The following is a 13,862-nucleotide window of genomic DNA, read 5'->3' on the forward strand; positions in this document are numbered from 1 at the left end:
CAATGAACCGCTTGGTCTGCAACTACTTGGTTTCGTCCACGATCCGCACCTGCATCTCGTCGGAGTTGCCCTTTAGCTCCGGAGCATACATCGCATAGCCGCGCGTCGGCAGGGCGTTGAAGAGGCCGGGGATCTCCGCCCGCATGCGATAGGCGATGCTGTGTTTACCGCGAGCCAAATGCCGCACGAAGAACGTGACACGGTCATCGCGCAGTTCCATATAGGCTCGCATGCCCTTACCGCCGTAGCCGCTACGGACTTCGTACGGTTCAAACCCGGCCGCTTTCATGTCTTCGAAGACGAGGTATTCGTAGTCGTTTTTGCTGTCGATTTCTAATTCGATTTCGATCAGGTCGCCGCTTTGGATTTGTTCCAGATTGACGAGCTGTTGCCGATCATATTTTTCGACTTTTTGATCGACCGCTTGCCCGCGGGAGCCGGCGACTTTGACCGTTTTTTCACGCTCGACCAACTTGTAGTACTTGCGATTGACTTTGACTTCTAAACCGGCACGCTTGATGAATTTCTCTAGCGTGAAAGTCGTCAGGTAGCCGTTGAAATAGAGCGGGCCGGTTCCCTTTTTGCGGAGTTCAATCGTATGCCGACCGGTGGTGATCGCATCGCCCACCAGAACGACTTTGTTGTCGAAGCTGAAGAGGTTTTCGGCGTCGATTTTGACTTCCTTCTGTTTTTCGCCGTCGTAGTAGATCTCGACCGTCATGTCCGGCCGGTCTTCGCCGCTGGCGACCATGTAATCGGCAAGGGCTTCAACACACAACGCCGTGTCGCGAGTGCTGTTCCAGTAGGTGGCGTGCTTGCGATTGTTCAACAGATATTTCACCAGCCGCGACGCCTTGCGTGACTTCGGTTCTGTGCGAGCCAGCAATTTGAGGTACATCGCATGCGCCTCAAATTCGCTGCCGTACCAAGACCACCAATACCCGCCGTTGGGGAGGTTGAGATACGCGGTTTGGTTTTCGTCATCTTCGACGAGGTATTGTTCGATGTTCCGCATGATCATCGCCAACTGTTCAGCTTGCTGTTGTTTTTGCAGTGCCAAACCAAACAGCGCCATGCCGTAGACCGACAACTTGGTGCGATCGCGATACAAAAACTCTCGCATGTCGGCGCTGGCGATGTCGGCGTCGACGAGCACCATATAGACCAGTGCGTCGAGATTATCGGCCCTCGTTTTATACGGTTTCTTTTCGGTGGCTGCGTTTTTGAGCAATTCGATTTGCTGATCCTGGTAACGCTTTAACCACTCGACGCCGCGTTCGTACATCCCCGGTACCAGGGCGACGTCGTTGGCCTGGGCCAGTTGCAGGCCGCGAACGACGTTGGCTGTCGTGTGCGGATAGGAATGCTCGCCCCATCCGGAGAACCAACCCCAACCGCCGTCGGCCAGTTGCATCTCGGTCAAAGCTTGCAGGTTTTCGGCAACGATCTCGCGCATGAGGTCCTCGTCGAAGACCGGATCCACGTCGAACCGTTTCCATTGCGTTGCCCGCTGGGCATCGTCGCCGATTTCCTGGGCATTGAGATTCGTCCGTTTTTCGCGGATGTCTTTGAGGTTCAGTTTCATCCGCAACAAAATGTTCTGCGTGATGACCGCCGGCAAGAACCGATTGAGCGTGCTTTCGGTCGTCTTATAAGGGTAGTTGATCAGATAAGGCAGCGCATCGACCATCGCGCCGGCCAAACTGGGGGAATAGCGGATTTCTAAGATCGACTCATTGATCCGTCGTGCCTCGGGAACGTCGATCGTAAACTTTCCGCTCGTTTCGTCGGGCCGCAACGCACCGGAGAATGACTCCAGCTTGAGCATGCCATGGACGTACACCGGGAACTTCATCTGCATCGCGTCCGATTCTTCATCGGTCAGTGCTTTGACGCGAATCGTTGCTTCACCGGGATTGACTACGCTGACCCGCCAATCGACACGGACATCGCCGCCGGCCGGCACGGTGATGGTTTGCGTGGTGCCGGATTGTGCTCGCAGCGTGTCGCCGTCCAATTCAAGTTCGACGCGCACTGATTTGTCCTGGTCCAGATAATTATGCACGTTGGCCGACAGAACCACTTCATCGTTTTGCATGAAAAACCGCGGAGCCTGTAGACGGACGAGCAGGTTTTTGGCGGTTACGACTTCTGATTCACCTTGCCCGACTTTCGTCCCCTGTCCCATCGCCCAGCTACGGATTTTCCAAGCGGTGAGGTTTTCCGGCATATCCAAGGTGACTTCCGCTATGCCGTTCTTGTCCGTTTCAAGGGTTCCGACCCACAGGGCGGTATCGGCGAAGTTGCTGCGGACCGTCGGTTCGACAACGTCCCCTCCGCCGCTGTCTTCGGGGACGGCATCGGCCATGGCCAGCCCTTCAGACGCTTCCATCCGCGTGGCAGCCGGTGCCGCCATGGATTTAGACATCGCGCGGCCTCGAGATGGGCCGAATCTTGCGCCGCCACCGCCGCGGTTCTCTTTTATGGCACTGTCGGCAATTTCATCGACAACCGTCGCCCCGAACGCGCCCAGAAACTGCATGGCGACCTCTTTGGGTTTCAGCATGTTGCCGAAATACCGTGTGAGATTCGATTCGGTCCGCGGTGTATGTCGCCTCCGCCATTTCCAGAAGAAGGCTTTGATCTCCGGTACGTTTGATCCGCCGGAAATGTATTCCACGCTCTTATCGTAGATCGAGAGCACTGTCGATCCCATGAACGGTTCGCCATCGGTGTCGGTCAATTTGATGCTGACCTTGGCCGGTTCTCCCGGTTTATACGATTCGGCCGAGGAGGTGACGTCGACGTTTAACACTCGTTTTTCGGGCGGAACGATGACTTCGCGCATCCCGGTATGAATCTTGGCGTCGGAAATGGTCATCGCTTCGACGAAGAAGTTGGGCATGTCCTTTTGGACGACCGTCACATCAACAACCGTGCTCTTCCCATCCATACGGATCACTTGCGGCGGCAGATAGACGCCGTTGGTGGGTCGCACAAATAACAAAATGGTGGCGTCGCTACGATTGGTATTGAGCGCCATCCGTACCGTTTCACCCGGTTTGTATTCCCGTTTGTCGGTAATGATTTCGATGTCATCAAAGCGAAACTGTCGGCCGTCAAAGCCATCGCCACGGACGATGAAGACGTAGGCGCCTTCGATTTCGTGTCCGGCGGCATCGGTCAGTTTATAGGAGAGCCGAAATTGCCCGGCGCGGGAGGCGGCGATTTTTTGTGACGCCTTGCCCTCGTCATTCGTATTGACGTCCCATGTCTCTTCAACGGTTTCAACCGGTTCATTCTTTTCGTTATAGCTGACGCGGTACAAGGTTAGCTTTCCGGTCCCTTGCACCGGTTTGTTATCCAGGGTGTGGGCCGAGAAACTGGCGTTGATGTCGTCGCCAACGCGGTAATACCCACGGTCGAGCCAGGTGAAGACCTTGAACGGTTTGCGGGCGACGAGCACTTTGCCTTTGCCGACGATGGTTCGCCGCGACTCGTCTACGACTTCAGCGGTGATCTCGTAACGGTGGTCGCTGTTGCCGTGAATTTCTTTGGCCAGCGCCGTATCGATTTCCAAGGCGACGGTGCCGTCTTCGCCGATTTCGACTTCGTTCTCCAGGACCACCTCGGGCGGATCGTGACGCGCGGGCCACCACCAGCCGACCGGGCGCCGGCAACCCCAGTCGTTCCAACCGGGGTACCAAGTGTAGTCATACCCAAACCACCAGTATCCCGGACCGTAGAACCAATCCCAAATGCTGGGCGGGTACCATTGTTGTGAATACTTAGAACGCAGGACCTTGTATTTGACCGTTCCGTTGGTGACCGGTGCTCCGAAGTAATATTTGGCGACGATTTTGGCGGTGATTTTTTCGCCCAGCATGACCGGTTCGTCGGGCGCTTCGACGGTGACTTCGAATTCGGGCTTTTTGTATTCCTCGACGCGAAACGAGCCGCCGCCGTGCCCGATGATCTGCAATTGATATGCGCCAAGCGTGGCGTCTTTGGGCAGCGAATACTCCCCGACGATTCCGCCGTAATCGTCGCTCTTCAGTTTTTCTTCGAAGACTTTTTGCCCACGGCCATCGGTGATGCGAACCGTGAATTCTTGATTCGCAAAGTCCGAGCGGTCCGCTTGGTCATACTGCGCGTGCCGCACCCAGAACTTGAATTCGACCTTTTGGTTGGGGCGATAGACCGGACGGTCCGTGATCGTAAAGACCTTGGTCTGGTTGTATTGCTGATCGTAGTACTGACCGTACCACACAGAATTGAAACCGTAATACGCGAAGCGTCCGTCTTTGGTACGAGCGGTGATCAGCCACGTGTAATCCCTCGGCTGACGTTTGGCGTCGGTGGTGACAATACCGTTTTCGTTGGTGAACTCCGCAAAATTATTGGTGAGCACGCGGAATTGATTGCGGCGATTCTTGACTGGTTCCTGACGAAAGCCGAAAAACTCTAAGTTGGCCTTAGGGATCGGCTTGCCGGTGACGGCGTCGGCGACGTAGTACATCACTTGGCCATCCAACTGCTTCTTGGCGATCACCGTATCGTCCAGCCAAACGATGATGCGGCTGACGTTGCCGTCCTCCAGTTTCGCCGTCAGCAAATAGGCGCCGGCATTTTGGAGCGGCGTGGTGATGGTGATGCGTTTGTCGAAATGGTTCTCACGGGGCTCCAAATCGAGCGACCAATCGGCGACCTGCTTGCCCAGATATTTGCGTTCGTTTTGCTGAACAATTCGATACCCAATGTTATCGATGTTCATCTTCTTGTAATCGAGCCGTTGCGGATTGTCGGAGATATATTTTTTAACGTCAGCCAACAATTCGGGGATGCGGAGTTCATATGCGGTCAGTTGCAAGCGTTTGCCGTTGCGAAAACGATAGTCGATCGTCGCTCCGCTTCGCGCGGGTTGAACGCCGGAGGCATCAAACATCCCCCAGTTGTCAACGATCTGCGCCAGTTGCTGTTTTTTGTTGGAGCCGTTTCGATTGGGAAAGCGTTCCAAGCTTTCCCGCCAATACTCCGCCGACCGGTCATACTGACGACGGTCGGAAAACAGTTGTGCCAATGTCATGAGCGCCTGATCGGCGTAGTGATCCTCCGGCATCTCAGCGACTGATTGGTAGATTTTGATGAAGTTGAATTCATCGGGGAGCGAAAAGCGTTTGATGCCGGTGGCTAGGCGGGCGATCGTCTCGGTTTCCTTGAGCGTGTGTAGTGCATAGGTGCCGCTTTCATCCCCCTCGTCGTCGGTTTGCCCGAAGAATCTGGAATAATGAGCCAATGTCGTCACACCAAATTGTTCACGAAGGAACTGCGCGAAGAACGTGTCGATTTCCGCACGTCGCTGCGGCGCGAACTCCACCACTTGGGAGAGCAACCACCGCCAGCGCTCGCCGTCGGATTGTGAGGCCGCGTAACTTTCCGGCACATGATAAAAGACCGGTTTGCCCTCGGCATCGACCGCCGCCCCTTGCGTGCTGCCCCCGTAACCATAACGATTTCCGCCGACCTCGTAGTCGGGCAGCGTCGTCAAGTCGGTCAAATACTGCAACCGCCACGCCTGCCCGCCGCGGCGATTTTGTAATAGCATATTGGCGAAGTCGCGATAGTACTGCGCGACCTCGGGCTTTGATTGTTCCTCGTCCAGCAGCGGCATGGCTTGCTGCATCAATTGCAACGCCCGCACGCGGTCGCGCTGCTGAGAACTGGCATGTTGCCCACCGCCGCGATGTTGCCCCCGCTCGAATTCTCCGGCAATCATGAAACCGTAGTGCGGGCCGTTCTGCAGCGACTGAGCCGCTGCTTTGAGCAACCGCCAATTGTCGGCATGTTGGGCAATCACTTCGTCGCGAAACGCATCGATCTCATTGGCACGATTTAAGCGCTGCAGACAATTCAAGGCCATCAGGAGATCGGTCCCGACCTCCCGCGGGTTCGCATCCTTGAGTAAGGCACGCCGGCGGAAATCGTCGTATGCCTCTTTGTAATTCCCTTCGTTGAACAATTTTTGGACCTCGCCCTGTTTGGGGACCACTGAGGCTTGGGCGGCATACGCGCAAGCGGCGCCGACCAGCACGATCATAAGCGATTTCACGTAGAATTTCTGGAACATGAATCAACCCGATATATGATGGAGATAGATTTTGAATAAAAACGGGCGTGCAAGCGTACAGCGATAGCATATCGCATAGCCGAATTTGCCCCAACTACACCGCATGAGACGGCAGCGACGCGGCGAAAGTTCCGGAAAAACGCCCCGGAACATAAAATCGCGGCCTGCTTCCACGGTTGTCGGCGGCGCAACCGTTAGGATAAGTTATTGCGGACCATTCACGATCCGGCGATGCTCCGGTTGAGCCGCATCGCTACTCTAGGCGTGATTTGCAAAATCGTTAGCTCGCATGACAAAAATGGGAGTCACACACCACAGCATTACCCCAGCCCAATAAACCCTATAGCAAGCCCCTTCACGCACACCAGCGACCAACGGGAGCGGACCACGCCACACCGAGCGGAAGCTCGAACCCGCCGGCGGTCGTCACCGCCCGCCGCCTGGAAATGCCGACAAGCCTTCCGTGGGGGGCGGAAGGCTTGTCGGTTTCGTTTGGCCCATTTGAGGAAGGCAAGAACCAGGGTGGGGGACAATGCGGGGGGCATTCACCTGTGGTTATCGACAATCCGATGGGCGTGAGTCGACGCTCGGTTGGGGAGGTCCGAACGCTCGTTCGTACCGGCTATTGCCGGCGGCACTGGGTCATTGTCGCGATGTTCGGTCGGGGAATTCCGAACGTTTCTTTGTGCGACGGTCTGCGGAGATCTGTCGTTGATTTGAGGTCTTGCTGCCGGGCCAGCTTCTAGGCGTCTCGGTTGTTTCCGGCAGGTCTGTGGTATTGGAATTAGTTCGCCGTCGTGAGCGAACATTTGTTTGTTCTCTGCGATTTGCAGCAGCAATGGTTTGCGAGGTAGCCATGGCCGGCAGGGCGCGGCCGGAGGTGCGAATGGCAATCCAACCATCGTTGCCGCTACGCGAATTGGTCTTCGTGTTGGGACGCGTTTGTCGTGCCGCCGCTGCCAAGGCGGTTGGCTGTGTTGTGCGACGGGGGCGGGCTGCGACTTTAGGCCGCGGAGCCACTAAGCGGCTCAGTGGACCGTTTTTGGCGGCCACACCGGATTGAAGTTCTGCTTCCGGCTCATCGGGCGTTTGCGAGCGGACGACCAGGTTTTCGTTGTTACGATTGTTCGAGTTTCCAGCAGCTAAGAGAGGTGCTTCCTGTCTGTCGAGGCGCGGGCATCCCTCTTCAATCCAATTCTCCCAACGTTTTTCCAATGATTCCAAATTGTGGTAACCGTAGTGTTTTTTGATGGCACGATCCCAGCCCAGTTTTTCTGATTCGGCGAGAAATTTCAGGTAGCACTCCTTGCCCTCAGTTTGCACCAATAACTCGGCCAACGTATATCCCTGAGCATACAAGCTCAACACGGCTTGCGGGTCTTTGGGATATTCTTTCATGCTCAATAATTTCCGCAGCGGAATTCGCTGGCTGGTATGTAGGATTTGTTTGACGGTCATCAGTTGGCGTCTTTTTTCCGACTCGTGTTCGGCCAACGTGGCCGCTCCTTCATCGGCCCAACGCGGTAACGGACGGCGAAAGTGACAGGCGAAGATGGTGTGGCTGACTTCGTGGGGAATGACCGAATCCAACACGCGTTCCAGCGAGCCTTGGACGACCATATTCCAGCCAAAAACTTCCATTTGGCCCGACTTGCCACGATCGAAGGAGAACGATGTATATCCGCCGGCTCCCAGTTGGCCGACTTTGACTTTGACAGGGCAGGGGGAATACCAGTTGGGCAATTCGTGTCCCAACCAAGCCATCGCCAATTCGCGACGATGATGCTCAGCATGTTGAGCCACTTGTTGGGCCATTTTTTCGGTGGGTGCGGTAACGGTAAAGTTCGGGGATTGATAACTTGCGCCCATCGATGTGATGGCAGCGGCGGCAAGCGCGAGTCGAATCAGGAGAGCATCCATGCTCGATGTATCCTCCAGAGTGGAGTGCGGTCTTCGCTTCCTGCGAGGACCGTAGTGTTTGAAATGAGTGACGGCTGACCAGGGGACGTGTTTGTAAATGTCAGCCGCGTCGTGCGGTCAGATCAAAGAAGCAAACTTGAGGCCAAATCTGTGAAAAGGCACATTTCACCGCAGCAGCATCGCACGCACCGCGCGGTAAGAGCTTACACGGCTGGAAGTTGCAGGTTGGGAAAGTTTTTATCTCGAAACCAGCGCATCGCAGCCTTGCCAAGGCCCGATTGTAAAAAATGCAATGTTTACATTTTGGCTTCAAGGAAATTGCGAGCGCCACTCGGCGAATGCCCGGCGCAGAGAGTCGGCAACTTCCGGCTGTGAAGAGGCTAGGTCAACTTTTTCCGACACATCGCTGCTCAGATCAAACAGTTGGGCAACGGGCCGTCGTTTGGGGAGAATCCATTTGTAGCGGCCCTCTCGCACAGCTTGCATGCCGCGAAATCCCCAAAAGAATCGCCGCGGCGACGGTCGCGTATCATCGCGTAACTCTGGCAGCGGATCGACCCCGTCCAGTACCGGCGTCTCGGGACGTTCAACGCCGGCGACGGAAAGAATGAGGGGGAGGATATCGAGACTGATCCAAGGTTGGTCGCTGAGCGAACCCGGTTTGAGTCGCCCTGGCCAACGGACGATGCAGGGGACGCGAATCCCCCCTTCCCACAATGTGATTCCCCCATCACGGAGCGGTCGATTCGAGGCGACCTCCAAGCCACGGCCCGGCAACATGAAAGCGCCATTGTCGGAGTAGAAAATGACCAGCGTGTCGTCGGTCAGGTGGAGTGCGTCCAATTTTTTTAAGACGCGATCAATCCCCGTATCCAGCGCGGTGACGACGGCGTGATATCGCTTTTGCGGATCGGCTTCATCCTCTGCATATCCGTAGGCAGCCAAAGCGGTTGCCGGGGCTTGCCAGATATTCGGCTCGCCCGGCCCTTTGTTCCGCGAGCTGGGGAAGTGCGGTGCATTGAAGGGAAGATACAAGAAAAACGGGGACTGCGTATGGCGGCCGATGAAATCGCATGCCGCTTCGGCGAACAGATCGGTGCTGTATCCTGCGACCTTTACCGGTTCGGTACCGTGATAGAGGTCGTTGCGGCCAGCATAAATGTGTGTGTAATAGTCGAAGTTCCCCGACGCGTTCCCGAAAAACTCATCGAACCCTCGTTCGGTCGGGCGACTGCCGGGCGCGAAACCGATATTCCATTTACCGAAACAAGCGGTCGCGTAGCCCAATGGTTTGAGATATTGCGGAATCAGTTTTTCGGTCTGCCGCAATCCAATGCCTAGGTTTTGCTTGGCACTGAGTTGATGATTCAGCCCGATACGCTCTGGATATCGTCCGGTGAGTAACGTCGCCCGCGAAACAGTGCAGGTGGGAGAGGCCGAATAAAATGAAGTGCAGCGCACCCCTTGTGTCGCCAACCGATCAATGGCGGGCGTTTTGATCGTGGAGTTGCCATAACAACCCACGTCGCCATAGCCCAAATTGTCAGCGGTGATCAGTACAATGTTGGGCAAACGATTTTGCGGTGCCTCGCCACCGGAACTCATTTCCGGCAACCCCGCGAGCAGAATGATGATCAGCCCTGTATTGACGAGTCGTTTTCTATCCATGTGGTTTCACCTATCACGCGTCACGTTCCCACCGCGTTTTTTTGAAAACGCGACGATGCTAATGTCGTGATTCATACAATTGAGCGACGACTCCATCCAGGAAAATGGCGAGACGCTCGGCGGCAAAATTGGCTGATTCGCGGAGCTTCCATAAATCCTTAACGGCGGCGGGGCGTTTCCACATGGCTCCCATAGCAGCACCCACGCGATACGTGCCGGTCGCCCCTAGAATCGACAAGACTTCCGGCGGCAGGTCGGCCGACATATCGTCGCTGATCACCCGCACAGCTAAAAACCGCGTCTGCGTATCGCGACAGACTTGAGCGACAGCCAAGCTTTCCATGTCGACGGCCAGCGCGTGATGTTGTTCGGCCAATTGCCGTTTCTCATCCACGGTGCGGACGATCTCGTCGGTATTCAGGATCCGGCCCACGTAGAGTCCACCGTCGGGGTTGGCCGGCATGTTGATGTCGACACGTAATTCCTGTCCATGCACGTCGCAAACATCGTTGGCCATCACAATGTTGCCAATTTTCATTTCCGGTTGTAATGCGCCTGAGAAGCCGGCGGAGAGAATCCAGGAGGGCGAGTGCGCATCGACCATGGCCTGCGTCGCCCGCCGGGCAGGCGCGAAGCCGGTGCCGGTTTCCACAATGGCGACTTTAATGTCTCCATAACGACCGCCGCGAAACACGAAGTGATCGCTCTTGTATTTACGGAGTTTTTCGCAACGTTCCAAAAACGGTGCGATTTCCAGCGGCAGTGCGCAGACAATGCCGATGTCGGCATGCGCGGCATTCTTTTCGGGTGGGGGCGGGGTGGTCATTCTTGGTCCAGTAGCAATTTCACAAAGTGGACGATTCCGGGACGAACGGCAACGGTCCGCTGCGAAATCTCCACCCGCACTGTATCGCATGTCCACAGGATGATCCATCCGGCGGCCGATTTGTGCGAGTTTTCGAAAAGTCGGTTAAGATAAACGTGCCTCGGACGAATGACTGGTTACGGGGCGTTGCGCACGCGCTCGCCGGCGAATTCACTCACAGCAAAAACGGACGAAACGATGTTCATTTCCCGCGAAAAAATCCGCAAACATCGCCACGTGTGGTTGTTCTTTGGCGTTTGGCTGCCGATGACGATCCTGGCCGTACTGTGGTTCGGCTTTTCGCCCGATGTTCCGAACCAAGCGATTCGAGCCGAGCGGGATGCCGAAGGAAACTTCATCGAACAGCTGTTGGGGGACGAATCAGAACCAGCGGCCGGTGTGACATTTGAGGCCCAATTCGGCAAGCTGAATGCCAAGAACAATCTGGCGTCCTCGGCGAGCTCGACTTCTAGCAACCCTAGTTTTTTTGCTGACAGCCATATTGCGATCATCAATCGCAGCGACCACACCTTGATGAAACGGGTTGGAGGACTAGTACTGGAGCGGCTGAAACAACAGCCTGCGTTCCAGCGAATCGACTACTACCCGCTGGGGGAGTCGATGCCGCAAGGGGAACGAGCGCCGGACATTTTTGTCTCATTAGACCTCAAGAATTTGGAAGAGTCCGGGTTGCTCATCGAACATGCGGTTCAGGCCAAAATCAGTATTGTGGCATCAGACAACGTGGTCCGTAGCCACAATTCGTATATCGATAATCTCACACCGCCGAAAATTGAGTTTGATTGGCACGGCAAGCTAGAACACGATTCGACGACGACTGGTATTGGATCGTCAGCAGCGAAATACAAATTGGTGGCCGAAGACATTGCCAAGCAAATCGCGGACGCAATGGTCAAACATTTCGACGGTTTGCGTGAAAAGCATAGCATGCTACCGCCGCTTCCAAATTATTTTTATCCGGATTTTAAAGAGACGGAGCCGCTGACGTTTTTAGAAAATCACAATGCAGAGTTGCTATTTTCCGGACACGGGCTGATGAACCGCAACCAGTCGGTTTGGACCTTTCAAGCTGATGAGCCGCCCCAAGACCTTCTACGTGCGATTTCCGACGAATTGGCGACCCAGGGTTGGGACGTGCCCGAATTGGCAGCCGACGAGAGCGTGCAACATTTGCGTGTCAAGCATAACAACTTCGTCCTCGAGGTATTCCCGGATCACGAATCTCGTACGGACTTGGACATCAATGGAAATCTGAATGGTGGCGGTCAATCCAGGCGGTATACTTACTACGTGTCGTATTTGGACCGTATGCAGCGTGAGGAAATTCGTGCGGCCTGCGAAGCTTTTCTGACAGAGAAGCCTCCAGTCGAGGCGCTCGTCTTGTTCCACCGTCATTGGTATGGTGATCGAGATTTGGAATCACGAGTTCTGTCGTATCTGCAATCTCAATCCACTACATCGATTGAGGCATTGATCGCCACAGCAGAGTTGCTGCACCGGCTCAAACGAGCCGACGAAGCGTTGCATGTCATACTGACCGCACACGCGCTCAGCGAAACGACGTCAGATCCAGGGAAATACAAAAACCGTCTGAAACAACTCGCCAAGACCATGAAAATCGAGGACTTTCCTCCCAAGACAATCGATGTCGAATTGTTGAAGGAGCTGGGGATTCGCGAAGTTGAACAGGGGAGCAAATTCGCGGACCTTGAATTCGCGGTGAATGAGCCGGCGGTATTTATCTATCGTACCCTCGAAGGTACGACAAAGCTTCTTAGTTTCCGCGTGGTCCCTCTGGGAAATCACCAATTCGAGTTCGCATTTGTCGATTCCGAACCGGACAAGGGTTCTCGATCCTGGGGCAACGGCGGGCTTGTTTCTGAGGATCGCTGGACCAGCCATCAAATACGTTTGGGTGACTCATCGACCCTCCGGTTCTACGCACGCAAGTTAGAGGGGAAGCCGCGATTTCGTGTTGCCGTTGATGTCATCGACAGAAAAAATCTGCCACCGCAACTTCCCTATGAATAGCCGTGTTCCTAGAGTCAAGAATGGTGCAACCGTCTGACGCCCCGCATATTAGTCGTTGCACCAGCAGCCTCACACTGTTGCGGTTTTCACTGCCGATTGATTTGGTATGATCTCCCCGCCGATCCCGCACAGGGGCCGCGCGGATGCGATCTTGAGTCGCACATCCCAAACCATCGTCGAGAACCACTTTCAAAACCCGGTTGAGCTTGTTCTGGAAACTTGCAGATCAGTGTCAGCGAGACGCTGCAGAGGGTTTTGAAACGAATTGCAGTGAAAGTGCCGTGATTATGAACAACTCGGAGGATCCAGATACATCGCAAGTTGGACTGCGGGGCATGATGCCGATTCTGCCCACAGCGATCACTCGCGATGGTGCTATTGACGAAGCGAGCCAGCGGCGGTTGGTGCAATACTGCCTGAAGTGCGGCGCCGTGGCGATTGGCCATTTTGGGATCGCTTCGGAATTTCACAAAATCCCCGACCATGCCCGGCAGAGTTTGACCGAGATGATTGTCGACGAAGTGGCCGGCCGCGTGCCGGTGTTTCTCGGTGTCACTGCTCCGGGGGTCGGTACCTCGCTGAACTATGCCCGCCAAGCCGAACAACTTGGCGCGGATATGATTATGGCGGCGCTGCCGTATGTCGATCTGCCCGATGCGGAGGGCGCCTTCGACTATTATGCGTCGCTGTCGGAGGCAACCACACTGCCAATCATCATCCAAGACACCCCCGCTAGTTCATCGATTCTGACGGCCCAGTTATTGTGGCGGATGGATCAAGAGATTGCCGGCGTACAACACGTCAAAGCCGAAGGCAAAAACTTTGTCACCAAGACTGCACAGCTGCTGGAACTTTCCGGCGGGAATATCTCGGTGATCGGCGGCGCGGGTGGTAAGCACTTGCTGCATCTGTTGCGCTTGGGTGTCACGGCATTCATGACCGGGACCGAAGCCCTCGACCTACACGCCGCCGCCGTTCACGCACATCTTGAGGGCGAGACGGAGCAAGCGGCCAAGATTTACGTGGAACAGATTCTGCCGTACTTGCAGTTTTATCTGGACTATTCCGAGGAACTACTCAAAACGATGCTGCACGAGCGTGGCGTGATTGATTGCCCTGACGTGTTGGCTCCCCCAGCAGCGGCGGCGATGAGCGCCGTGGAACAAGCGGAGTTGGATTGGATCCTGGACCGCATTGGTTGGCGAAAACATTGGCCGAACATCCCCTAAC

Annotated in this window: 6 protein-coding genes; 2 read left to right on the forward strand and 4 right to left on the reverse strand. The window is 55.4% G+C overall.

Annotated features, from left to right (window positions below):
- Positions 1-22 precede the first annotated feature (22 nt).
- The 4 genes from CA54_RS16470 to CA54_RS16485 all read right to left on the reverse strand — a co-directional run bounded on the left by CA54_RS16470 (position 23) and on the right by CA54_RS16485 (position 10,541).
- Complete coding sequence (locus CA54_RS16470; RefSeq protein WP_197532510.1) at positions 23-6,109, reverse strand: alpha-2-macroglobulin family protein; 6,087 nt, start codon at positions 6,107-6,109, stop codon at positions 23-25.
- Positions 6,110-6,769: 660 nt separating this feature from the next.
- Positions 6,770-8,047 (reverse strand): peptidase MA family metallohydrolase, encoded by a 1,278-nt coding sequence (locus tag CA54_RS16475; RefSeq protein WP_146371901.1) that lies wholly within the window; start codon positions 8,045-8,047, stop codon positions 6,770-6,772.
- Positions 8,048-8,356: 309 nt separating this feature from the next.
- Complete coding sequence (locus CA54_RS16480; RefSeq protein ID WP_146371902.1) at positions 8,357-9,715, reverse strand: sulfatase-like hydrolase/transferase; 1,359 nt, start codon at positions 9,713-9,715, stop codon at positions 8,357-8,359.
- A gap of 58 nt (positions 9,716-9,773) precedes the next feature.
- Positions 9,774-10,541 carry a phosphorylase family protein gene (locus tag CA54_RS16485; RefSeq protein WP_146371903.1) on the reverse strand — a complete coding sequence of 256 codons (768 nt, stop codon included), beginning with the start codon at positions 10,539-10,541 and terminating at the stop codon, positions 9,774-9,776.
- 237 nt (positions 10,542-10,778) lie between these two features.
- Between CA54_RS16485 and CA54_RS16490 the strand changes: the two genes are divergently transcribed.
- Positions 10,779-12,632 (forward strand): hypothetical protein, encoded by a 1,854-nt coding sequence (locus tag CA54_RS16490; RefSeq protein WP_146371904.1) that lies wholly within the window; start codon positions 10,779-10,781, stop codon positions 12,630-12,632.
- A 287-nt stretch (positions 12,633-12,919) separates the two neighbouring features.
- The gene (locus tag CA54_RS16495; RefSeq protein ID WP_146371905.1) at positions 12,920-13,861 is read left to right on the forward strand and encodes a dihydrodipicolinate synthase family protein; all 942 of its coding nucleotides are present in this window, start codon (positions 12,920-12,922) and stop codon (positions 13,859-13,861) included.
- The last annotated feature ends 1 nt before the right edge of the window (position 13,862 follow it).

The organism is Symmachiella macrocystis (assembly GCF_007860075.1).
GTDB lineage: Bacteria > Planctomycetota > Planctomycetia > Planctomycetales > Planctomycetaceae > Symmachiella > Symmachiella macrocystis.